This window comes from Pseudomonas sp. 5P_5.1_Bac1 (assembly GCF_025466015.1).
Classification (GTDB): domain Bacteria; phylum Pseudomonadota; class Gammaproteobacteria; order Pseudomonadales; family Pseudomonadaceae; genus Aquipseudomonas.
In genome coordinates, this window is record NZ_JANLNX010000043.1 from 12,827 (window position 1) to 33,161 (window position 20,335).

Consider the following 20,335-nt stretch of genomic DNA (forward strand, 5'->3'; position numbering starts at 1 on the left):
CACGCTTGCTATGAACCTCGCAGAGTTCTGCCACGCAGCTCGACACAACAAATCCCTCCAGTGCAGGAGGGTTCGCGAGTCAGGTGCCTCGCGTCCTGGGAAGGACGGGCCGGCACCCTTGAGGAAATAGCCATGACGACAACCCGTCAGCCACTTTACAAATCGCTGTATATCCAGGTGTTGGTAGCGATCACCATCGGTATCCTGCTGGGCCACTACTATCCTGAAACCGGTGTGGCCCTCAAGCCGCTGGGTGACGGCTTCGTCAAACTGATCAAGATGGTCATCGCGCCCATCATCTTCTGCACCGTGGTCAGCGGCATCGCCGGCATGCAGAGCATGAAATCGGTGGGCAAGACTGGCGGCTACGCGCTCCTGTACTTCGAAATCGTCTCCACCATCGCCCTGATCATCGGCCTGGTCGTGGTCAACGTGGTCCAGCCTGGCGCCGGCATGCACATCGACGTGTCGACCCTCAACGCCAGCAGCGTGGCAGCCTACGCCGCCGCCGGCGCGCAGCAGACCACCATCGGCTTCCTGCTCAACATCATTCCTAACACCGTGGTCGGCGCCTTCGCCAACGGCGACATCCTGCAAGTGCTGATGTTCTCGGTGATCTTCGGTTTCGCCCTGCATCGCCTGGGTGCCTACGGTCGTCCGCTGCTGGACATGATCGACCGCTTCGCCCATGTCATGTTCAACATCATCAACATGATCATGAAGCTGGCACCGGTCGGCGCCTTCGGTGCCATGGCCTTCACCATCGGCCAGTACGGCGTGGGTTCCCTGGTGCAACTGGGCTACCTGATGGCCTGCTTCTACATCACCTGCCTGCTGTTCATCCTGGTGATCCTTGGCGGTATCGCTCGCGCCCACGGCTTCAGCGTCCTGAAACTGATCCGCTACATCCGTGAAGAGCTGATGATCGTGCTCGGCACCTCCTCCTCGGAGTCCGCGCTGCCACGCATGCTGACCAAGATGGAGCGCCTGGGCGCGAAGAAATCCGTGGTTGGCCTGGTGATCCCGACTGGCTACTCGTTCAACCTCGACGGCACCTCGATCTACCTGACCATGGCCGCGGTGTTCATCGCCCAGGCCACCGACACCACCATGGACATTACCCACCAGATCACCCTGCTGCTGGTGCTGCTGGTTGCGTCCAAAGGTGCTGCCGGCGTCACCGGTAGTGGCTTCATCGTCCTGGCGGCGACCCTGTCGGCTGTCGGTCACCTGCCGGTTGCCGGCCTGGCGCTGATCCTCGGTATCGACCGCTTCATGTCCGAAGCCCGTGCCCTGACCAACCTGATCGGCAACGCCGTTGCCACCGTGGTCGTGGCCAAGTGGGTCAAGGAGCTGGACGAAGACAAGCTGCACAAAGAGCTGGATTCCGGTGGCTCGCCGCTGACTGAAACCCGTCCGGTCGATGACCTGGGCGTGGCTGAAGGCCCGGCTGTTCGCTAAGCGAATCGCGCACTGCAAAAAGCCCATCTTCGGATGGGCTTTTTTGTGGCCGGTGTGTCGAGGTCGGGCGACGCGGGTGAGGCTTACTCCACCCGCGTTTCTCCGCTAAACACCAAGGTCTGTCGGCAGCGCCGACACAGATACCGCCGTCCCTGCCTGACCAGCCCGTGTCGCTGCGCTGAAAACGGGAAATCACTCCCGGCGCAAGGGCAACGGTAGATATACCGAGTCACGGTGCGGCGCTTGACGTCGTAGTTGTGGCAGCGATTGGGCGGCAGTTCATAGACCCCGCGCATGATCAGTTGCCATTCCTCGCCATGCGGCTGGATACGGTCGCCGAACAACTGGTGCGCCACCAGGTGGGCGACCTCGTGGGCGACGGTCTGGCGCAGGAAATCCTCGCTGTTCTCCCTGTACAACTGGAGATTGAAGCGCAGCAGGTTCTCGTGCAGATGGGCGACACCGGCTTTCTGTCCGCGCAGCTTGAAGCTGACGGCGGGGCGGTGGAAGGGGCGTTTGAAAAAGGCTTCGGCTTGCTTGTAGCAGTCTTCGACGCGGGTTTTGAGCAGCTCTGGCATGTGGTCGGGTACTCCTGAGCGGCCGATTATGCCGCAACCATGAGCGCGCTGCCGAGACCGCCGGTCCGCAGACGAAGTCAGGCCGCCTTGCGGCGGCCTGACGGTGTTGCCCCTAAGTTGCTGGCATTTTTGCTAATTGGTGTAGACGGGCCCCACGCCCAGTCCCCAGGTGATGACGGTGAACGCCATGATGGCAACCAGTACCACCAGCCCGACGGCCAGCACCGAACTCGAGAACAGGAACCCTTCGTCCGAAGGGATGTTCATGAAGGTCGGCAGCCCGACGTAGAGCAGGTAGACCGTGTAACAGATGGCCGCCGTGCCGACGATCATCCCCAGCCACAGGTGTGGGTAAAGCGCCGCCAGGCCGCCGATGAACAGCGGGGTGGCGGTGTAGGTGGCGAACGCGATGCATTGCGCCAGGCTCGGGTTGGCGTCGTAGGTACGCGCCATCCAGTGGATGAAGGCGCCCATGACCGCAACGCCGGCGATCATGGCCAGGTAGGACATGACGGTCATCCATATTGCGCTTTCCATGGTCAGCATGACCGGGGCGCGCTCGCCGATGACCCAGCCCACCTGGGTGGTGCCGATAAACGCCGATACCGCGGGAATTGCCGCCAGTATCAGGGTGTGGGTGAGGTACATGTGGCTGATGGATTCTTCTTCGCCACGGATTTCCCGCCATTCCTGGTCGGGGTGTGTGAACAGCCCTACAACGTGATGGATCATGCCAATCACTCCTACGTCGTTTCCAGTCGCCCCCCAAACGGAGCGCTTGCTAGGTTTCGTACGAACATTGCCTGATCGCCACTCGGCGACTTCTCGTACAAAACCCGGGGCCCACAAGGCAGGGCCGGGCAGGACAGGCCGCTATTGGTGCGGTCTTATGTCGCAGTATAGAAAGGCGTTCGCCGCACAAACCCGCTTTTTTAGAGCAAATCGCGCTGTCAGCGTCGGGCTTGATTCCCTCGCAGTCTTTATCGGAGGGGTCTGTGTCCCGCAGCGGTTTATGCGTAAAATACGCGCCTTTTGTCACACCTCGCGGATTCAAGCGCTATGGGCACCCTTTCGGTCAACCAGAACAAACTGCAAAAACGCCTGCGGCGCCTCGCCGGCGAAGCCATCGCCGACTACAACATGATCGAAGATGGCGACAAGGTCATGGTCTGCCTGTCTGGCGGCAAGGACAGCTACACCATGCTCGACGTTCTGCTGCACCTGCAGAAAGTGGCGCCGATCAAGTTCGAGATCGTCGCGGTGAACATGGACCAGAAGCAGCCCGGCTTCCCCGAGGATGTACTGCCGGCTTACCTGACGACCCTCGGCGTCGAGTACCACATCGTCGAGAAAGACACCTACTCGGTGGTCAAGGAACTGATCCCGGAAGGCAAGACCACCTGCTCGCTGTGCTCGCGCCTGCGCCGCGGCACGCTGTACACCTTCGCCGACGAGATCGGCGCGACCAAGATGGCCCTCGGTCACCACCGCGACGACATCGTCGAGACCTTCTTCCTCAACATGTTCTTCAACGGCACCATGAAAGCCATGCCGCCGAAGCTGCGTGCCGACGATGGCCGCAACGTGGTGATCCGCCCGCTGGCCTACTGCTCCGAGAAGGACATCCAGGCCTACTCGGACATGAAGGAATTCCCGATCATCCCGTGCAACCTCTGCGGCTCCCAGGAAAACCTGCAGCGCCAGGTGGTCAAGGACATGCTGGTGGAGTGGGAACGCAAAACCCCGGGCCGTACCGACAGCATCTTCCGCAGCCTGCAGAACGTGGTGCCATCGCAGCTCGCCGACCGCAACCTGTTCGACTTCACCAGCCTCTCCATCGATGAAACGGCCACCCCGCGTTTCGTCAATGTGCTGAACATCTGACCCATGCGCGATTACCAGTGGCTGTATGAGTACTGCCTGAACCGCTTCGGTTCCGCCGCCGCGCTGGAGGCGTACCTGCCCCAGCCGAAAACCCCGGCGCAGTTGCGCGCTATCGGTGATGACCGTTATCTCTCGACCCTGGCCCTGCGGGTCTTCCGCGCCGGGCTCAAGCACAGCCTGGTGGACGCCAAGTGGCCGGCGTTCGAAGAGGTGTTCTTCGGCTTCGACCCGGAGAAAGTCGTGCTGATGGGCGCCGAGCACCTGGAGCGGCTGATGCAGGACACCCGGGTGATCCGTCACCTGGGCAAGCTCAAGAGTGTGCCGCGCAATGCGCAGATGGTGCTCGATGTGCAGAAGGAAAAAGGCAGCTTCGGCGCGTTGATCGCCGACTGGCCGGTAACCGACATCACCGGGCTGTGGAAGTACCTGACCAAGCATGGCAACCAGTTGGGCGGGTTATCGGCGCCACGCTTTTTGCGCATGGTCGGCAAGGACACTTTCATCCCCACCGATGACATGGCCGCCGCGCTGATCGCTCAGGAAGTGATCGACAAAAAGCCCACCAGCCAGCGTGACCTGGCCCTGGTGCAGGCGGCGTTCAACCAGTGGCATGCCGAGAGCGGGCGACCGCTGTGTCAGTTGTCGGTGATGCTGGCGCATACGGTCAATCACTGATTTCCAGGCAACCACAGTGATTCGGCGCGGAACCTGTAGGAGCGGCTAACGGCCGCTCCTACAGGTTTCTGCGTCAACCCGCGAGCCTTTCAAATCAAACAGCGCCTTCCCCCGCCAACCGCCGGTCGTACTGAAAGCGCCAGCGGATATACAGCAGCGCACAGACGAACAGCTTCAGGCTGATCACCACTTCCAGCCAGCCAAACAGCGCCCGCGACGGGTCGAATGCCGCTTCCACGCCAGTGATGAAATACAGGTTCAGCACGAAGCACATCCAGGCATGGGCCCGTGCGCTGCCGCCCAGCATGCCCGGCGCTACCAGCGCCAGCGGTAGCAACTGAATGCCGAGAACCACCCAGGGCCGCGCACCGTGCAGGTCGGTGAAGAACAGGGTGTTGACGATCAGCAAGGCGATCAGCGCGAAGAATGCGGCCAGGCTCAGCGCCCGGGTCAGGCGTACGCGCGGTTCCAGCCATTCCAGCGCAGGAAGGATCTTCGGCTTCTTAGCCACGGCCGTTCTCCAGACGCTTCGCGGTGTTCGCCAGGCGCTGGCCAAGGGCGCGGCACAGGGCGATTTCGTCGGCATCCAGGTCGCGTTTGCCATCGGCGCCGGCATGGTGGCTGGCGCCATACGGCGTGCCGCCGCCACGGGTTTCGATCAGCGCCGATTCGCTGTAGGGCAGGCCCATGATCAGCATGCCGTGGTGCATCAACGGCAGCAGCATCGACAGCAGGGTCGATTCCTGGCCGCCGTGCAGGCTGGCGGTGGAGGTGAACACCGCCGCTGGCTTGCCGACCAGGCCGCCACTCAGCCACAGGCTGCTGGTGCCATCGATGAAGTACTTGAGCGGCGCGGCCATGTTGCCGAAGCGGGTTGGGCTGCCCATGGCCAGGCCCGCGCAGTGGCGCAGGTCGTCGAGGGTGGCGTACAGGGCGCCGGTCTCGGGGATCGACGGCGACACGGCTTCACACTCGGTAGAAATCGCCGGTACGGTGCGCAGGCGTGCTTCCAGGCCGGCCAGTTCGACGCCGCGGGCGATTTGCCGGGCCATCTCGCTGGTGGAGCCATGGCGGCTGTAATACAGAATCAGGATGTAGGGCTGGCTCACGGCAGGATCTCCAGCACCTTCTCGGGCGGACGGCCGATCACGGCCTTGTCGCCGGCGACCAGGATCGGCCGTTCGATCAGTTTCGGGTGCTCGGCCATGGCGGCGATCAATTGCTCGTCGTTCAATGCCGGGTTGGCCAGGTCGAGGCTTTTGTATTCGTCTTCGCCAGTGCGCAGCAATTGCCGGGCGCCGATGCCCAGTTTGCCCAGCAGCGCCTTGAGGGTGGCGGCATCGGGCGGGGTTTCCAGGTAGCGCACCACGGTCGGGGCCAGCCCGCGCTCTTCGAGCAGTTCCAGCGCACCACGGGATTTGGAGCAGCGGGGGTTGTGGTAAAGCGTCAGGTCAGTCATGTCAGGGTCGCATCTGGCTGTGAGTGGCGGGTATTCTAACCGCAGCGTATTGGCATTTTGCTTGAATCTTGAAGAAGGATTGACCCATGACAAGGCGTTTGGCAGCAGCCCTGGCCATCACCGCGAGCCTGCTGCTCGGTGGCTGCGGTGCGGACTACGGCCTCGACCAGAACGGCAACACGGTGAAAGCCGAACAACTCGACGGACGCTGGGTAGTGCTCAACTACTGGGCGGAATGGTGCAGCCCGTGCCGCGTCGAGATTCCCGAACTGAACCACTTCGCCAAAGAATGGCAGCCCCAGGGCGTGACGGTGGTCGGGGTGAATTTCGACGGTTTGCAGGGCGAGGAACTGAAGAAGGCCAGTGAAGCCATGGGCATCGGTTTTACCGTGCTGGCCGACGATCCCGCCGAACGCTATGACCTGCCACGCAGCGAAGCGCTGCCGGTGACCTACATCATCGACGACAAGGGCAAGGTGCGCGAGCAGTTGATGGGCGAGCAGACCGAGGCGGGGTTGGTGGAGAAGATCAAGGCGCTCAAGGGCGCCTGATAAGGCCATTCGGCAGGAGCGAGTTTGTTCGCGAGGATTCTTCGCGAGCAAGCTCGCTCCTACTGTATCGGGGCGAGCCTGGGCTCAGCCTTCCTCAGGCCAGAAGCGCAGCGGCTTGCCTTCGGCAGGCCAGAACCTGACCTGCTCGATCGGCGAGATGTCCCAGCGCTGGACCGTGGTCAGCGCCTGCAGGAAGCGTTTTTCCTGCTCCATCAATGCCGGGGCACACAGTTTGCGGGTGCTGCCCACGGCGCCGAAGCTCAGCGTGCTGCCTTGCAGGGTGTACGGCGCGAACCAGTGGTTGCAGCCGGCATTGCCGTACGCCCGGCCATCGGCGGCGAGGGTCAGGGTCAGGTGGCTGTAGTCCATCAGCGGTCGTTCACCGATCCACTCCAGCACGTAGCTGCGTTCCTGCTCCAGTTTCATCGGCTCGGCAGCGCAACCCGCGAGGGCCGCGGCGACCAGTCCGCTCAACAGAATCCTGTTCATTACCGCGCCTGCTCCCGGCATTTCGGGCACTGGTGCTTGTCGCCCTTGGTGCTCCAGCCCAGCTCGGCAACGCGCGCCACGGCGGCCGGTTGCTGGGCTTTCTTGCCCAGTTTGGCGTCGACGGCGAACTCGAAGTCGAGGGTCGCTTCGCAGCTGTCGCAGTTGACCTGCCACTGATGTATCGCCAGCTCGCCGAACACCGGACCCGTGGCCACCGCGACCCACTGGCCGCTCGGGTTGATCAGGTGGCGGACGCTGTCGACGGTCAGGCGCATCGACAGGGTCTTGCTGCCTTTGAGGGTGACCAGCAGGACGTCGCCTTTCTGGATCGAGCCGCCGTTGCCGGTGACCTGGTAACGGCCCGGCACCAGCGCGCGGCATTCGATCAAGGTGTGTTGCGGGTTGAAGAGGGTGTAGCGGAAATCGTGTTCGACCATGGGGCCTCCAAATTTGCCGCGTATCCTACCTCATCCCTCCACCAGATTCTGCGGCTGGCCGACCATCCACCGGGCAATGTTGTCCAGGGTGGTGCCGGCAATGGCGGCCAGCGCCTCGCGGGTGAGGAACGCCTGGTGCGCGGTGATGATCACGTTGGGGAAGGTCAGCAGCCGCGCCAGCACGTCATCCTGCAGCGGCAGGTCGGAGCGGTCCTCGAAGAAAATCTGCGCTTCTTCTTCATAGACATCCAGGCCCAGGTAGCCGAGTTGGCCGCTTTTCAGCGCTTCGATCAGCGCCGGCGTGTCCACCAGCGCGCCGCGGCCGGTGTTGATCAGCATCGCGCCCGGTTGCAGGTCTGCCAGGCTGCGCGGGTTGATCAGGTGTTTGGTCTGCGGTGTCAGCGGACAATGCAGGCTGATGATGCGCGACTCGCGCAGCAACTCGTCGAGCGGCAGGTAGCGGGCGCCGAGGGCTTGCAGCTCAGGGTTGGGGTAGGGGTCGTAGGCCAGCAACTGGCAGCCGAAGCCGGCCATGATGCGGGCGAAGGCCAGGCCGATCTGGCCGGTGCCGACCACGCCGACGGTCTTGCCGTGCAGGTCGAAGCCGGTCAGGCCGTGCAGGCTGAAATCGCCTTCGCGGGTGCGGTTGTAGGCGCGGTGCAGGCGCCGGTTCAGCGCCAGGATCAGGGCGACCGCATGTTCGGCCACGGCGTGGGGTGAATAGGCCGGCACCCGCACCACGGTCAGGCCCAGGCGCCGGGCGGCGGGCAGGTCGACATGGTTGTAGCCCGCCGAACGCAGTGCGATCAGTCGCGTGCCGCCTGCTGCCAGGCGCTCCAGCACCGGCGCGGACAGGTCGTCGTTGATGAAGGCGCAGACCACCTCATGGCCGGCGGCCAGGGCGGAAGTGTCCTCGGTCAGGCGGCCGGGCTGGAAGTGCAGTTCCAGGTCCGGCACTGCCGTGGCGGCGTTGAAACTGTCCTGGTCATAGGCCTGACTGCTGAAAAACAAGGCACGCATGGTCATGCTCCCGATCGATCGAATGGCGCCAGTGTAGCCAAGCCGGCAAAAACAGCCTTGCCCCAGGTCAGGCGCTCTGGCGCGCGGCCCAGGTCAGGCGGTCGATGGCCCGTTCCAGTTCGTCCAGCGACTGCGGCGCCTCCGGATCGTCCTGCTTGAGCAGGGTTTCGCTGCGCTGGCAGGCGGCGCGCAACTGCGGTACGCCACAGTAGCGGGTCGCACCATTGAGACGGTGGACCCGCTCGATGGTCGCGGCGCGGTCATCGGCATCGCGGGCGGCACGGATCGCCAGGCGATCGGACTCCAGCGACGCCAGCAACATCGCCAGCATGTCGGCGGCCAGGTCCGGTTTGCCGGCGGCCAGGCGCAAGCCTTCATCCGGGTCCAGCACCCTCAGTTCGCTGCCGCCGTGGTACGGCTCGGCCTGGCGTTCGGTGCGGTTGAGGCTGACCGGCAAACCGGTCCATTTCTGCACCACCTGGGCCAGTTGTCGGTCGCTGATCGGTTTGGTCAGGTAGTCGTCCATGCCGCTGTGCAGCAGGGCGCGTTTTTCGTTGGCCATGGCGTGGGCGGTGAGCGCCACGATGGGCAGCGCCTGGCCGCCCTGGCCGGCTTCCCAGCGGCGGATCTGTTCGGTGCACTCGCGACCGTCCATGCCCGGCATCTGCACGTCCATCAGCACCAGGTCGAAGTTGTCCTGCTGCACCGCCTTGATCGCCGAGGCGCCGCAGTCCACGGCGAGCACCTCGGCGCCGAGGTCTTCCAGCAGGGTCTGCACCAGCAGCAGGTTGGCCGGGTTGTCATCGACGCAGAGCACTTTGGGCAGGCGCTGGCCCGGTGGGGGCTTTATCTCGCTGTTGCTGCGCCGTGGCTGGATGAGTTCCAGCAGCGCCCGGCGCAGTTTGCGCGTGCAGGCCGGCTTGGCGTAGAGCTGGCCGTGGGCGTTGGGCAGGAAGGGGTGATACAGCGCTTGTTCGGTGGTCGGGCACAGCACCAGGGCCTGGCAGGCGAAATGCTCAAGACGCTGGATCAACTGGCCCAGCCGCTCCGGCGGCAGGTCATGCAGGTTGACCCCGAGCACCGCCAACTCAAAGCGCTGGCCGGCGAGCCGCGCCGCCTCGACGCCGCTGAGCAGGTGTTCGGGTGAACTGAAGGTGGTGACGTTCAGCCCGCAGTCTTCCAGTTGATGTTCAAGGGCTTGAAGTGCCAGTTCGTGGTTGTCGACGATGGCGGTGCGCCGGCCTTGAAGAATCGGCAGCGGCTGGTCTTCGATCGTGTCGCGGGCCTTGGGCAGGTTCAGGCTGACCCAGAACTGCGAGCCTTCGCCCGGCGTGCTGTCGACGCCGATCTCGCCGCCCATCTGCTCGATCAGGCGCTTGGAAATCACCAGCCCCAGGCCGGTGCCGCCGGGTTGCCGCGACAGCGAGTTGTCGGCCTGGCTGAAGGCCTGGAACAGCGCCCGCACATCCTGCGCGGACAGGCCGATGCCGGTGTCCTGAATACTGATGCGCAACTGCACGCTGTCGTCGTTTTCGTCTTCGAGCATGGCGCGGGCGACGATGGTGCCCTCGCGGGTGAATTTGATGGCGTTGCTGACCAGGTTGGTAAGGATCTGCTTGAGCCGCAGCGGGTCACCCACCAGCGACAGCGGCGTGTCGCGGTAGACCAGGCTGACCAGTTCGAGCTGCTTGGCGTGGGCGGCCGGGGCGAGGATGGTCAGGGTGTCCTGGATCAGGTCGCGCAGGTTGAACGGAATGCTCTCCAGCACCAGCTTGCCGGCCTCGATCTTCGAGAAGTCGAGAATCTCGTTGATGATGCCGAGCAGGCTGTCGGCGGATTTTTCGATGGTGCCCAGGTAATCGAGTTGGCGCGGGGTCAGCTCGCTTTTCTGCAACAGGTGGGTGAAACCGAGGATGCCGTTGAGCGGGGTACGGATTTCGTGGCTCATGTTGGCGAGGAATTCGGACTTGATCCGGCTGGCCTCCAGGGCTTCCTTGCGCGCCATGTCCAGTTCGATGTTCTGGATTTCGATGGTTTCCAGGTTCTGCCGGACGTCTTCGGTGGCCTGGTCGATGCTGTGTTGCAGTTCTTCGTGGGCGTTGTGCAGGGTCTCGGCCATGCGGTTGATGCCGCCCGCCAGTTCGTCCAGCTCGTAGCTGCCCATGTTCGGCAGGCGTTCTTCCAGGTTGCCGTCCTTGAGCTGGCTGACCGCGTGCTTGATCTGCCCGATCGGGCCGTTGATCGCCCGGCTCATGCGCAGCGCCAGCAGGGTGGTGCCCATCAGGCCGATCAGGATCAACAGCAGGCTGGCGAACAGGCTGCGGTAGCCGCGCAGCAGCGTGCCGCCGTGGGACACCTCGATTTCCACCCAGCCGAGCAGGCGGTCGACTTCCTGGGGTACCGGGTCGTCGGCAAGGTCGCGGTGACGACCGAACACCGGCAGCAGGTAACGGGTCGCATCGCTGCCGGAGCGTTGCAGCAGTTGGGTGCCGCCACCGGCGGGCGGCAGGTTGAGCATGCTCGGGCCGGCGTGGGCCAGGCTGCCGCGGTCGGGGGAGAGGAACGACACCGCGCGCACGTCGGGCTGTTCCAGGGTCTGGGTGGCGATGCGCTCCAGTTGCGCTCGGTCCTTGCGCGCCAGGGCCGGCGCCACCAGCGGCGCCAGGCTCTCGGCGACCATCCGTCCGCGCTGGAGCAGTTGGGTCTGCAATTCGTTTTGTTGCACCCACGTGAAATAGCCGCCGAGTACCAGCGCCATGGTCGCGGCGGGAACGACGGCGAGCAGCAGTACGCGAGTCCTGATTCCAAAACGATTCAGCACGCCCGATCTCCTGTGTCTGCGCTGCGCTGGAGGTTCGCTGTCGGGCTGTGCCGACAGGACCAGGGAAGAAAACTACCGCGACTGTCGGTGTATTGCACTTATTTGTCTCTGGTCGGGTGAGCCGGCCCTTCTACCCTGGTCTGGTTGCCTGGGGGAGAGCAATGCTCAATAATCGCGCGATTGAGAATTGCTAGCAGCCGCCAATGAATCCCGCCGTCATCCGCAATCCCAACATCCTCGCCATCGAAGACGATCCGGTGCTGGGTGCCTATCTGCACGAGCAACTGGAGCGTAGTGGCTTCCTCGTCACCTGGTGCCGCAATGGTCGCGACGGCCTGGAGCAGGCGCGCCAGCGGCATTTCGACGTGGTGTTGATGGACATCCTGCTGCCGGGCATGACCGGGCTCGATGCGCTGATGCAGTTGCGCGAACGCAGCAGCACCCCGGTGATCATGATGTCGGCGCTGGGCGCCGAGGCGGATCGCATCACCGGTTTCCAGCGCGGCGCCGACGATTATCTGCCCAAGCCGTTCAGCATGGCCGAACTGCGCGTGCGTATCGAAGCCATCCTGCGTCGCGTGGCGCTGGAACGGCGGCATCTGCCGGTGGTGCAGGCGGCCGCTGGCGAACTGGTGTTCGACGACGAGGCTTGCGATGTGCGCCACGGCGGTCAGGCGGCGGGCCTGACCCCCAGCGAATACCGCTTGCTCGACACCTTGCACCGCAGCCGCGATGAGGTGCTGAGCAAAGCTTTCCTTTATCAGCATGTTCTGCAGCGTGGCTATGCGCGCCACGATCGCAGCCTGGACATGCATGTCAGCCAGATTCGCCGAAAGCTCAAGGCCATCGGTTATCACGAGCGGCAGGTCCGCACCGTCTGGGGCCAGGGCTATGTCCTGAGCGCCGGCGAGGACCATTGAGTTGCCCAATCGACATTCACTGTTCTGGAAACTGGCCATTCTCCTGGTGGGTTTCTGCCTGTTGCTGATCGGCTTGAGCCTGTCCTGGGGCCGGCATATGGAGGTGCGCAACGCGTATCTCGCGCCGCAAGCCCGGGCCCTGCTGGAAGCCTATGCCGCCGAAGCCGAGCAGGCCCTGACCCGCAACGGCACGGCCGGCATCGATGCCTGGCTGACCGGCATGCGCGAACGCGAAAGCGGCTTTATCAGCGTGATTGGCCCCGACCTGCAATCGCTCGGCAGCCTGCCGCTGACCGACGCCGAAACCGAACACCTGACCAACCTGCGTGGCGTGGAGCGTCCGGTCAGCCGTCACTCCACCACCTTGCCGTGGATGCGCGTGCCGTTCCCCGGCGACTCGGCCCTCGGCAGCCTGGTGATCGAGCTGCCCCAGCGGCTGATTCCCGACCACTGGAACCTGCTGTTCTGGCGGCTGGTCACCAGCGGCCTGATTCCGGGCGTGCTGACGTTTCTGTTTTGCGTCGGCCTGTACCGCATGTTGATTCGCCCGCTCCATCAATTGCGCGACCAGGCCAATGCCTGGCGCTCAGAGCAGTTGACCGCCCGCGTGGCCAGCGCCACCACCAGCCGCCACGACGAGTTTGGCGAGCTGGGGCGGGCCTTCGATGACATGGCCGAGCGCCTGCAAGGCACCGTGACCTTGCAGCAGCAGTTGCTGCGCGACCTGTCCCATGAATTGCGCACGCCCCTGAGTCGCCTGCAAGTTGCCAGCGACAGCGAGCAGGACCTGCCTGCCCTGCGCGAACGCCTGGGGCGCGAAGTGGAGTGCATGCAGCGCCTGGTGGAGGATGCGCTGCAACTGGCCTGGCTGGATGCCGAGCGGGCGCCGCTGCCGTGCGAGCCAATCGAGGTCCAGGCGCTGTGGGAGATGCTGGTGGAGGATGCCTGCTTCGAAAGCGGCTGGCCGCGTGAGCAGTTGCACTGCAGCCTGGATGGCGACTGCTGGGTGCTCGGCAACCTCAATAGCCTGGCGCAGGCGCTGGAGAACATCTTGCGCAATGCCATTCGTCACTCGCCTGCGTCAGGCCAGATTCGCCTCGGCGGCCAGCGCCAGGGCGAGCACTGGCTGCTCTGGCTGGAAGACGAAGGCGGCGGCGTGGACGAGGCGGAACTGGAGCGGATCTTCGCCGCCTTCACCCGGCTGGATGGCTCGCGCCCCGGCGACGGCGGCTTCGGCCTGGGTCTGAGCATCGCGCGCAACGCCGTGCAGCGCCAGGGTGGGCGTTTGTGGGCGCAGAACAGCGGGCACGGGCTGCGTTTGAACATTCGCCTGCAGGCGGCAAAGCCCCCGGGCGCCGATCAGGAGTTATAGCTATCGGCTATAAGCTCCACACATTGCGTGATATGGAGCCGGGCGGATTGCCGGTATGATAGGCGACCCCGGCAGTCTGGATTGCGAAAACGCCATGACCTTGCAGTACCCCACCATCGCCGATTGCGTCGGCAACACCCCCCTGGTTCGCTTGCAACGCATGGCGGGCGACACCAGCAACACCCTCCTGTTGAAACTCGAAGGCAACAACCCGGCGGGTTCGGTCAAGGACCGTCCGGCGCTGTCGATGATCACCCGTGCCGAACTGCGCGGTCAGATCAAGCCGGGCGATACCCTGATCGAGGCCACTTCGGGCAACACTGGCATTGCGTTGGCGATGGCGGCGGCGATCAAGGGCTACAAGATGATCCTGATCATGCCCGACAACTCCAGTGCCGAACGCAAGGCTGCGATGACCGCCTACGGCGCCGAGCTGATCCTGGTCAGCAAGGAAGAGGGCATGGAGGGTGCTCGCGACCTGGCCGAGCGTCTGCGCGATGAAGGCCGCGGCCTGGTCCTGGACCAGTTCGGCAACGGCGACAATCCCGAGGCCCATTACGTCAGTACCGGTCCGGAGATCTGGCGCCAGACTGAAGGCGGCATCACCCATTTCATCAGTTCCATGGGCACCACCGGCACCATCATGGGTTGCTCGCGGTACCTCAAGGAGCAGAATCCGAACATCCAGATCGTCGGCCTGCAACCCATGGAAGGCTCGGCGATCCCGGGCATCCGTCGCTGGCCCCACGAATACCTGCCTTCGATCTTCCAGGCCGAGCGCGTTGACCGCGTGGTCGACATGGCCCAGAGCGAAGCAGAGGAAACCACCCGCCGCCTGGCCCGCGAAGAGGGCATTTTCTGTGGCGTGTCTTCCGGTGGTGCGGTGGCGGCGATGTTGCGCCTGTCCCGTGAAGTGGAAAACGCGGTGATGGTGGCGATCATCTGTGACCGTGGCGACCGCTATCTGTCGACCGGCATTTTCGACGCGGATCGCTGATGTCCAAAGCCAAACGTAACGGCGGCCTGCGCTTCCAGCCGGCCGGCGGTAGCCGCACGCTCCAGGTTCCTGCGGGCAAGAAACAACGCCTGACGATTGAGCGCCTGGCCGGGGATGGCCGTGGCATCGCCTTCTTCGAAGGACGCACTTGGTTCGTCAGTGGTGCGCTGGCCGGCGAAGAGGTCGAGGCGCGTGTGCTCAATGCCCATGGCAAGGTGGTCGAGGCGCGCCTGGAGCGGGTCTTCAGCCCGAGCCCGCTGCGCCGCGAGGCGCCGTGCCGGCACTTCGCCCGTTGCGGCGGCTGCAACCTGCAACACCTGCCCCATGCCGACCAGCTCGATCTCAAACAGCGCCTGCTCGCCGAACAGTTGCAGCGGGTCGCTGGCGTTGTGCCGGAGCAATGGGCCGCGCCGCTGAGCGGGCCGGAATTCGGCTACCGCCGTCGCGCTCGTGTAGCGGTGCGCTGGGATCAACGCGCGGCGAAGCTGGAAGTCGGTTTCCGCGCCGAAGCCAGTCAAGACATCGTTGCCATCGAAGACTGCCCGGTGCTGGTACATCCCTTGCAGTCGGTGATGCGCCACCTGCCGATGCTGTTGCAAAGTCTGGACAAACCACGGGTGGTCGGGCACGTCGAACTGTTCGCCGGCACCGCGCTGGCCATGCTGGTGCGCCACACCGCCGCGCTGGCCGAGACTGACCTGGCGCGTCTGCAGGCGTTCTGTAGCGAGGCGGGTGTACAACTCTGGCTGCAAGGCGAGGGCGAACCTGCTCCGGTAGAGTCGAATGCATCCCTGGGCTTTGTTCTGGAGCCGTGGAAGCTGGAACTGGCGTATCGGCCCGGCGACTTCGTTCAGGTCAATGCCGGGGTCAATACGGCGATGATCGGACAAGCCCTGGACTGGCTCGCGGTGCAACCTAGCGAGCGGGTTCTGGACCTGTTCTGCGGCCTCGGCAATTTCGCCCTGCCGCTGGCGCAACAGGCCGCCGAAGTGGTGGCGGTGGAAGGTGTGCAGGTGATGGTCGACCGCGCTGCGGCCAACGCCCGTAGCAACAATTTGAATAATGTTCGCTTTTTTCAGGCGGATTTATCCCAACCCTTGAGTGCGTCCGGTTGGGCGGCCGAGGGGTTTTCTGCGGTACTCTTGGATCCACCCCGAGACGGTGCCTACGAAGTGGTGAGAAATATCGCCGCACTGGGGGCAAAAAGGCTGGTCTATGTGTCGTGCAATCCGGCGACCCTGGCCCGCGATACGCTCGAGTTGGTCAAGCAGGGTTACCGGTTAAAAAGGGCCGGGATCCTCGACATGTTTCCGCAGACCGCGCATGTCGAGGCCATGGCGTTGTTCGAGGTGGATCAGCGTCGCTGATCGCCCGGTGTGCGTTCCCTGATCTGGCGGAACGGCACCCGTGTTTTCAAGCGCATCACGGATGCGCTGTAGGGAAAGGTAAACAAAGATGGTACAGGTGAGAGTGCACCAGCCGGTCAACACCGACGGCAGTATCAATCTCGATGCATGGCTGGATCATGTGGTCAGCGTCGACGCGGCGCTGGACCGGCAAGCCCTCAAGGTTGCCTGCGAGTTCGCGCTGGACGTCGAGAAGAAGGGCAACCAGGCGAAGCATTCCTGGGCCGACGGCACCTCGAGCTTCCAGGCTGGCCTGGAGATCGCCGAGATCCTCGCCGACCTCAAGCTCGACCAAGACTCGCTGGTAGCCGCAGTGATCTATCGCGCGGTGCGCGAAGGCAGGACCACCCTGGCCGAAGTCGGCCAGCGTTTCGGCGCGGTGGTGGCCAAGCTGGTCGATGGCGTGCTGCGCATGGCGGCCATCACCGACAGTCTCAACCCGCGCCATTCGCTGGTGCTGGGCTCCCAGGCGCAGGTGGAAAACCTGCGCAAGATGCTTGTGGCCATGGTCGACGACGTTCGCGTCGCGCTGATCAAGCTGGCCGAGCGGACCTGCGCGATTCGCGCGGTGAAAGGCGCCGATGACGAGAAACGCAACCGGGTCGCCCGCGAAGTCTTCGACATCTACGCGCCGCTGGCCCACCGCCTGGGCATCGGCCATATCAAGTGGGAGCTGGAAGACCTGTCCTTCCGCTACCTCGAGCCGGAGCAATACAAACAGATCGCCAAGCTGCTGCACGAGCGGCGACTGGATCGCGAGCGCTTCATCAGCGACGTGATGAGCCAGTTGCAGAACGAACTGCTGGCGACCGGGGTCAAGGCCGACATCAGCGGCCGGGCCAAGCACATCTATTCGATCTGGCGCAAAATGCAGCGCAAGGGCCTGGAGTTCAGCCAGATCTACGACGTGCGCGCGGTGCGCGTGCTGGTCCCGGAAATGCGCGACTGCTACACCGCGCTCGGGATCGTCCACACCCTCTGGCGGCACATTCCCAAGGAATTCGACGACTACATCGCCAACCCCAAGGAGAACGGCTACCGCTCGCTGCACACGGCGGTGATCGGCCCCGAGGGCAAGGTGCTGGAAGTGCAGATCCGCACCCATTCCATGCACGAGGAAGCCGAGCTCGGCGTCTGCGCGCACTGGCGCTACAAGGGCACCGACGTCAAGTCCGGCTCCAACCACTACGAAGAGAAAATCTCCTGGCTGCGTCAGGTGCTGGAGTGGCACGAGGAACTGGGCGACATCGGCGGCCTCGCCGAGCAGTTGCGGGTCGATATCGAGCCTGACCGGGTCTATGTGTTCACCCCCGATGGTCACGCTATCGACCTGCCCAAGGGCGCCACGCCGCTGGACTTCGCCTACCGCGTGCACACCGAGATTGGCCACAACTGCCGTGGCGCCAAGATCAACGGGCGCATCGTGCCGCTCAACTACAGCCTGCAGACCGGTGAGCAGGTCGAGATCATCACCAGCAAGCACGGCAACCCGAGCCGCGACTGGCTGAACTCGAACCTGGGCTATGTCACCACCTCGCGGGCGCGGGCGAAGATCGTCCATTGGTTCAAGCTGCAGGCCCGCGACCAGAACGTCGCTGCCGGCAAGACCCTGCTCGAACGCGAACTGAGCCGCCTCGGCTTGCCGCAGGTGGACTTCGAACGGCTGGCCGAGAAGGCCAACCTCAAGGCCGCCGAAGACATGTTCGCCTCCCTCGGCGCTGGCGACCTGCGTCTGGCCCATCTGGTCAACGCGGCGCAGCAACTGGTCGAGCCGGAGCGCATCGAAGAAGTCGAGCTGATTACCCGCAAGGCCACCGGCTACAAGCCCGGCAAGCGCGGCGACATCCAGATCCAGGGCGTCGGCAACCTGCTGACGCAGATGGCCGGTTGCTGCCAGCCGCTGCCCGGCGACGCCATCGTTGGCTACATCACCCAGGGCCGCGGCGTGACCATCCACCGTCAGGACTGCGCCTCGGTGCTGCAACTGTCCGGGCGCGAGCCGGAGCGGATCATCCAGGTCAGTTGGGGCCCGGTGCCGGTGCAAACCTACCCGGTGGATATCGTCATTCGTGCCTACGACCGTCCGGGCTTGCTGCGTGACGTCTCCCAGGTCCTGCTCAACGAGCGGATCAACGTGCTGGCGGTGAATACCCGCTCGAACAAGGAAGACAACACCGCGCTGATGTCGCTGACCATCGAGATCCCCGGCCTGGACGCCCTCGGGCGCCTGCTGGGGCGCATCTCGCAGTTGCCGAACATCATCGAGACCCGCCGCAACCGCACGCCTTGATACCCGCCGCCCGCTCCGCAGACCGGGGCGGGCGGCGAGGTCTTATCTGCCAGACGAGAGCCGACGATGTACACCCTGGACGATCTGCTGCACCTCATGGCCCGCCTGCGCGACCCGCAATACGGTTGCCCGTGGGACCTCAAACAGAATTACGCGAGCATCGTTCCGCACACCCTCGAAGAAGCCTATGAAGTGGCCGACGCCATCGAGCGCGGCGACTTCGAGCACCTGCAGGGCGAACTCGGCGACCTGCTGTTCCAGGTGGTCTACTACAGCCAGTTGGCGCGGGAAGAAGGGCGTTTCGAATTTGCTGGGGTGATCGACAGCATCACCCGCAAGCTGATCCGCCGTCACCCTCATGTCTTCCCCACCGGCGAGCTGTATGCGCCGCTGGACACCCCGTTGCTGGATGAAGAACAGGTCAAGCAGCGCTGGGAAGAAATCAAGGCCGAGGAGCGCGCGGAGAAAAGCGAACCCGAGCAGCTTTCCCTGCTCGACGATGTACCGGCGGCGCTGCCGGCCTTGTCCCGCGCGGCCAAGCTGCAGAAGCGCGCGGCCCAGGTCGGTTTCGACTGGCCGGGACCGCTGCCGGTGCTGGACAAGGTCCGCGAAGAACTGGACGAAGTGCTCGAAGCCATGGCTGACGGAGACGCGGCGGCGATGGCCGACGAGGTCGGCGACCTGCTGTTCGCCACCGTCAACCTGGCCCGGCACCTGAAGCTCGATCCGGAAAACGCCCTGCGTGGCGCCAATGCCAAGTTCGAACGACGCTTCCGTTTTATCGAGCAGGCATTGCGCGACATAGGTCGTCCGATTGAAGATTGCACCCTCGAAGACTTGGACGCGCTCTGGGGCGAAGCCAAGCGTCAGGAAAAGAACCTGCCCAGCTGCGGCTGAGCTGTTTGCATTAAGTGAGTGAACATCAATGAGCCTTTCCCTTCGCGACCAATTGCTCAAAGCCGGTCTGGTCAACCAGAAGCAGGTCAAGCAGGTCAACAAAGATCAGAAGAAACAGAAACGCCTGGAGCAAAAAGGCCAGGTGGAGGTCGACGACAGCCAGCAGCGCCTGGCCAAGGAAGCGATGGCCGAGAAGGCCGCGCGTGACCAGGAACTCAACCGCCAGCAGCAGGAGAAGGCCGAACAGAAGGCCCGTGCCGCACAGGTCAAGCAATTGATCGACGTGTCGCGCCTGCCGAAGTTGAATACCGAGGACTACTACAACTTCGTCGACGACAAGAAGGTCAAGCGCATCGCGGTCAACGCCCTGGTGCGCAGCAAGCTGAGCAGCGGCTCGCTGGCCATCGTCGCTCACGGCGGGGGTTACGAGATCATCCCGCGGGAAGCGGCGGTGAAGATTCAGGAGCGCGACCCCCAGCGCATCCTGTTGCTCAACACCCAGGTGGAAGAACCGGATGCCGACGATCCGTACGCCGCCTACGTCATCCCCGACGACCTGATGTGGTAACAACGACAAACCCCGCCTCGGCGGGGTTTGTACTTTCTGGGGAGCGGGTCAGGACTTCGTCTGCCGGGTTTCCCAGATTTCCAGTTCCATGCGGTAGTGGTGGGCATCGCTTTCGTTGTGGAACATGCCGACCAGTTGGTCCTGCTGGTGCACATCCCAGATGCGCACGCCTGCGGCCACGCCTTCATGGGACAGTTTCGATTCGTCGCGCTCAGTTACTTTGACAGTCATGTGCAAACTCCAAATCCGGTTAACTGCGGCACTCTGTCGCAGGACTCTTTTATAGGGTTTGTTAGCTGGCTAAGTAAATTAAAAGAGCCATGAAAGATCTTTCATGGTTGGTTGGGGAACCGATATACGCGGACGCTGTGGGGCTTGCCGGAGCGCAGAGCCTTTTCGCCGGCAAAAGAAAACCCGCACAAGGCCAATACCAATCAGTTAACCCTATTGGGGCTGCTTTGCAGCCCTTCGCGAGCAAGCTCGCTCCTACGGGGGGGGGGGGGGGGGGGG

The 20,335-nt window shown here is 63.9% G+C and carries 21 protein-coding genes; 11 read left to right on the forward strand and 10 right to left on the reverse strand.

Annotation, left to right across the window (positions count from 1 at the left end):
- Nucleotides 1–132 precede the first annotated feature (132 nt).
- Entirely contained in the window at nucleotides 133–1,461 is a 1,329-nt protein-coding gene (locus tag NTD82_RS08660; RefSeq protein ID WP_095155382.1) for a dicarboxylate/amino acid:cation symporter, read from the forward strand.
- A gap of 83 nt (nucleotides 1,462–1,544) precedes the next feature.
- Here the strand turns inward: NTD82_RS08660 and NTD82_RS08665 are convergent, their stop codons facing one another.
- Nucleotides 1,545–2,039, reverse strand: coding sequence for a SprT family zinc-dependent metalloprotease (locus NTD82_RS08665; RefSeq protein WP_095155383.1), 495 nt, complete (start codon nucleotides 2,037–2,039; stop codon nucleotides 1,545–1,547).
- Between the two features lie 132 nt (nucleotides 2,040–2,171).
- On the reverse strand, nucleotides 2,172–2,771 hold the full coding sequence (locus NTD82_RS08670) for a Yip1 family protein (RefSeq protein ID WP_095155384.1): 600 nt from the start codon (nucleotides 2,769–2,771) through the stop codon (nucleotides 2,172–2,174).
- Between the two features lie 327 nt (nucleotides 2,772–3,098).
- On the opposite strand from NTD82_RS08670, the gene ttcA reads away from it, so the two are divergent.
- Entirely contained in the window at nucleotides 3,099–3,923 is an 825-nt protein-coding gene (gene ttcA, locus NTD82_RS08675) for a tRNA 2-thiocytidine(32) synthetase TtcA (protein ID WP_262128462.1), read from the forward strand.
- Between the two features lie 3 nt (nucleotides 3,924–3,926).
- A complete protein-coding gene (locus tag NTD82_RS08680; RefSeq protein ID WP_262128463.1) occupies nucleotides 3,927–4,598 on the forward strand; it encodes a DNA-3-methyladenine glycosylase I in 672 nt (223 codons plus the stop codon).
- A gap of 94 nt (nucleotides 4,599–4,692) precedes the next feature.
- Here NTD82_RS08680 and NTD82_RS08685 read toward each other — a convergent pair whose 3' ends face one another.
- From NTD82_RS08685 to arsC, 3 genes are read right to left on the reverse strand one after another with little or no spacing between them, the layout of a single operon-like run.
- A complete protein-coding gene (locus NTD82_RS08685) occupies nucleotides 4,693–5,109 on the reverse strand; it encodes a DUF2069 domain-containing protein (protein ID WP_095155387.1) in 417 nt (138 codons plus the stop codon).
- A complete protein-coding gene (wrbA, locus tag NTD82_RS08690; RefSeq protein ID WP_262128464.1) occupies nucleotides 5,102–5,707 on the reverse strand; it encodes an NAD(P)H:quinone oxidoreductase in 606 nt (201 codons plus the stop codon). Before wrbA ends, NTD82_RS08685 begins: the two co-directional genes overlap by 8 nt.
- Nucleotides 5,704–6,057 carry an arsenate reductase (glutaredoxin) gene (gene arsC / locus NTD82_RS08695; RefSeq protein WP_095155389.1) on the reverse strand — a complete coding sequence of 118 codons (354 nt, stop codon included), beginning with the start codon at nucleotides 6,055–6,057 and terminating at the stop codon, nucleotides 5,704–5,706. Before arsC ends, wrbA begins: the two co-directional genes overlap by 4 nt.
- An 86-nt stretch (nucleotides 6,058–6,143) precedes the next feature.
- Here arsC and NTD82_RS08700 point away from each other — a divergent pair, with 86 nt between their 5' ends.
- Complete coding sequence (locus tag NTD82_RS08700) at nucleotides 6,144–6,608, forward strand: TlpA disulfide reductase family protein (RefSeq protein ID WP_095155390.1); 465 nt, start codon at nucleotides 6,144–6,146, stop codon at nucleotides 6,606–6,608.
- 84 nt (nucleotides 6,609–6,692) lie between these two features.
- On the opposite strand, the gene NTD82_RS08705 is transcribed toward NTD82_RS08700, so the two are convergent.
- The 4 genes from NTD82_RS08705 to NTD82_RS08720 all read right to left on the reverse strand — a co-directional run bounded on the left by NTD82_RS08705 (nucleotide 6,693) and on the right by NTD82_RS08720 (nucleotide 11,375).
- The gene (locus NTD82_RS08705; RefSeq protein WP_095155391.1) at nucleotides 6,693–7,097 is read right to left on the reverse strand and encodes an META domain-containing protein; all 405 of its coding nucleotides are present in this window, start codon (nucleotides 7,095–7,097) and stop codon (nucleotides 6,693–6,695) included.
- Nucleotides 7,097–7,534, reverse strand: a complete 438-nt coding sequence (locus tag NTD82_RS08710; RefSeq protein WP_095155392.1) for a hypothetical protein — start codon at nucleotides 7,532–7,534, stop codon at nucleotides 7,097–7,099. Before NTD82_RS08710 ends, NTD82_RS08705 begins: the two co-directional genes overlap by 1 nt.
- Before the next feature lie 30 nt (nucleotides 7,535–7,564).
- On the reverse strand, nucleotides 7,565–8,554 hold the full coding sequence (locus tag NTD82_RS08715) for a 2-hydroxyacid dehydrogenase (RefSeq protein ID WP_095155393.1): 990 nt from the start codon (nucleotides 8,552–8,554) through the stop codon (nucleotides 7,565–7,567).
- Between the two features lie 67 nt (nucleotides 8,555–8,621).
- Nucleotides 8,622–11,375 carry a response regulator gene (locus NTD82_RS08720; protein WP_175652402.1) on the reverse strand — a complete coding sequence of 918 codons (2,754 nt, stop codon included), beginning with the start codon at nucleotides 11,373–11,375 and terminating at the stop codon, nucleotides 8,622–8,624.
- 203 nt (nucleotides 11,376–11,578) lie between these two features.
- On the opposite strand from NTD82_RS08720, the gene NTD82_RS08725 reads away from it, so the two are divergent.
- From NTD82_RS08725 to NTD82_RS08755, 7 genes are all read left to right on the forward strand, one after another.
- A complete protein-coding gene (locus NTD82_RS08725) occupies nucleotides 11,579–12,295 on the forward strand; it encodes a response regulator transcription factor (RefSeq protein ID WP_262128466.1) in 717 nt (238 codons plus the stop codon).
- A gap of 1 nt (nucleotide 12,296) precedes the next feature.
- The gene (locus NTD82_RS08730; RefSeq protein ID WP_262128467.1) at nucleotides 12,297–13,667 is read left to right on the forward strand and encodes a sensor histidine kinase; all 1,371 of its coding nucleotides are present in this window, start codon (nucleotides 12,297–12,299) and stop codon (nucleotides 13,665–13,667) included.
- A gap of 94 nt (nucleotides 13,668–13,761) precedes the next feature.
- Nucleotides 13,762–14,664, forward strand: a complete 903-nt coding sequence (cysM, locus tag NTD82_RS08735) for a cysteine synthase CysM (RefSeq protein WP_175652482.1) — start codon at nucleotides 13,762–13,764, stop codon at nucleotides 14,662–14,664.
- Nucleotides 14,664–16,031 (forward strand): 23S rRNA (uracil(1939)-C(5))-methyltransferase RlmD, encoded by a 1,368-nt coding sequence (rlmD, locus tag NTD82_RS08740; protein ID WP_262128468.1) that lies wholly within the window; start codon nucleotides 14,664–14,666, stop codon nucleotides 16,029–16,031. The genes cysM and rlmD overlap by 1 nt, the downstream gene beginning before the upstream one ends.
- Nucleotides 16,032–16,119: 88 nt before the next feature.
- Nucleotides 16,120–18,360, forward strand: a complete 2,241-nt coding sequence (gene relA, locus NTD82_RS08745; RefSeq protein ID WP_095155399.1) for a GTP diphosphokinase — start codon at nucleotides 16,120–16,122, stop codon at nucleotides 18,358–18,360.
- 66 nt (nucleotides 18,361–18,426) lie between these two features.
- Entirely contained in the window at nucleotides 18,427–19,257 is an 831-nt protein-coding gene (gene mazG, locus NTD82_RS08750) for a nucleoside triphosphate pyrophosphohydrolase (protein ID WP_262128469.1), read from the forward strand.
- A gap of 28 nt (nucleotides 19,258–19,285) precedes the next feature.
- On the forward strand, nucleotides 19,286–19,825 hold the full coding sequence (locus NTD82_RS08755; protein ID WP_095155400.1) for a DUF2058 domain-containing protein: 540 nt from the start codon (nucleotides 19,286–19,288) through the stop codon (nucleotides 19,823–19,825).
- A gap of 48 nt (nucleotides 19,826–19,873) precedes the next feature.
- On the opposite strand, the gene NTD82_RS08760 is transcribed toward NTD82_RS08755, so the two are convergent.
- A complete protein-coding gene (locus NTD82_RS08760) occupies nucleotides 19,874–20,056 on the reverse strand; it encodes a hypothetical protein (protein ID WP_095155401.1) in 183 nt (60 codons plus the stop codon).
- Nucleotides 20,057–20,335 lie beyond the last annotated feature (279 nt).

What these genes read in the sequence shown, in the direction of transcription:
- NTD82_RS08700 (WP_095155390.1), top strand. Translation starts at nt 6,144, where the DNA reads ATGACAAGGCGTTTGGCAGCAGCCCTGGCCATCACCGCGAGCCTGCTG.
- NTD82_RS08755 (WP_095155400.1), top strand. Translation starts at nt 19,286, where the DNA reads ATGAGCCTTTCCCTTCGCGACCAATTGCTCAAAGCCGGTCTGGTCAAC.
- cysM (WP_175652482.1), top strand. Translation starts at nt 13,762, where the DNA reads ATGACCTTGCAGTACCCCACCATCGCCGATTGCGTCGGCAACACCCCC.
- arsC (WP_095155389.1), bottom strand. Translation starts at nt 6,057, where the DNA reads ATGACTGACCTGACGCTTTACCACAACCCCCGCTGCTCCAAATCCCGT.
- NTD82_RS08710 (WP_095155392.1), bottom strand. Translation starts at nt 7,534, where the DNA reads ATGGTCGAACACGATTTCCGCTACACCCTCTTCAACCCGCAACACACC.
- NTD82_RS08665 (WP_095155383.1), bottom strand. Translation starts at nt 2,039, where the DNA reads ATGCCAGAGCTGCTCAAAACCCGCGTCGAAGACTGCTACAAGCAAGCC.
- NTD82_RS08725 (WP_262128466.1), top strand. Translation starts at nt 11,579, where the DNA reads ATGAATCCCGCCGTCATCCGCAATCCCAACATCCTCGCCATCGAAGAC.
- rlmD (WP_262128468.1), top strand. Translation starts at nt 14,664, where the DNA reads ATGTCCAAAGCCAAACGTAACGGCGGCCTGCGCTTCCAGCCGGCCGGC.
- NTD82_RS08680 (WP_262128463.1), top strand. Translation starts at nt 3,927, where the DNA reads ATGCGCGATTACCAGTGGCTGTATGAGTACTGCCTGAACCGCTTCGGT.
- NTD82_RS08705 (WP_095155391.1), bottom strand. Translation starts at nt 7,097, where the DNA reads ATGAACAGGATTCTGTTGAGCGGACTGGTCGCCGCGGCCCTCGCGGGT.
- NTD82_RS08715 (WP_095155393.1), bottom strand. Translation starts at nt 8,554, where the DNA reads ATGCGTGCCTTGTTTTTCAGCAGTCAGGCCTATGACCAGGACAGTTTC.
- NTD82_RS08670 (WP_095155384.1), bottom strand. Translation starts at nt 2,771, where the DNA reads ATGATCCATCACGTTGTAGGGCTGTTCACACACCCCGACCAGGAATGG.
- relA (WP_095155399.1), top strand. Translation starts at nt 16,120, where the DNA reads ATGGTACAGGTGAGAGTGCACCAGCCGGTCAACACCGACGGCAGTATC.
- NTD82_RS08660 (WP_095155382.1), top strand. Translation starts at nt 133, where the DNA reads ATGACGACAACCCGTCAGCCACTTTACAAATCGCTGTATATCCAGGTG.
- mazG (WP_262128469.1), top strand. Translation starts at nt 18,427, where the DNA reads ATGTACACCCTGGACGATCTGCTGCACCTCATGGCCCGCCTGCGCGAC.
- ttcA (WP_262128462.1), top strand. Translation starts at nt 3,099, where the DNA reads ATGGGCACCCTTTCGGTCAACCAGAACAAACTGCAAAAACGCCTGCGG.
- NTD82_RS08760 (WP_095155401.1), bottom strand. Translation starts at nt 20,056, where the DNA reads ATGACTGTCAAAGTAACTGAGCGCGACGAATCGAAACTGTCCCATGAA.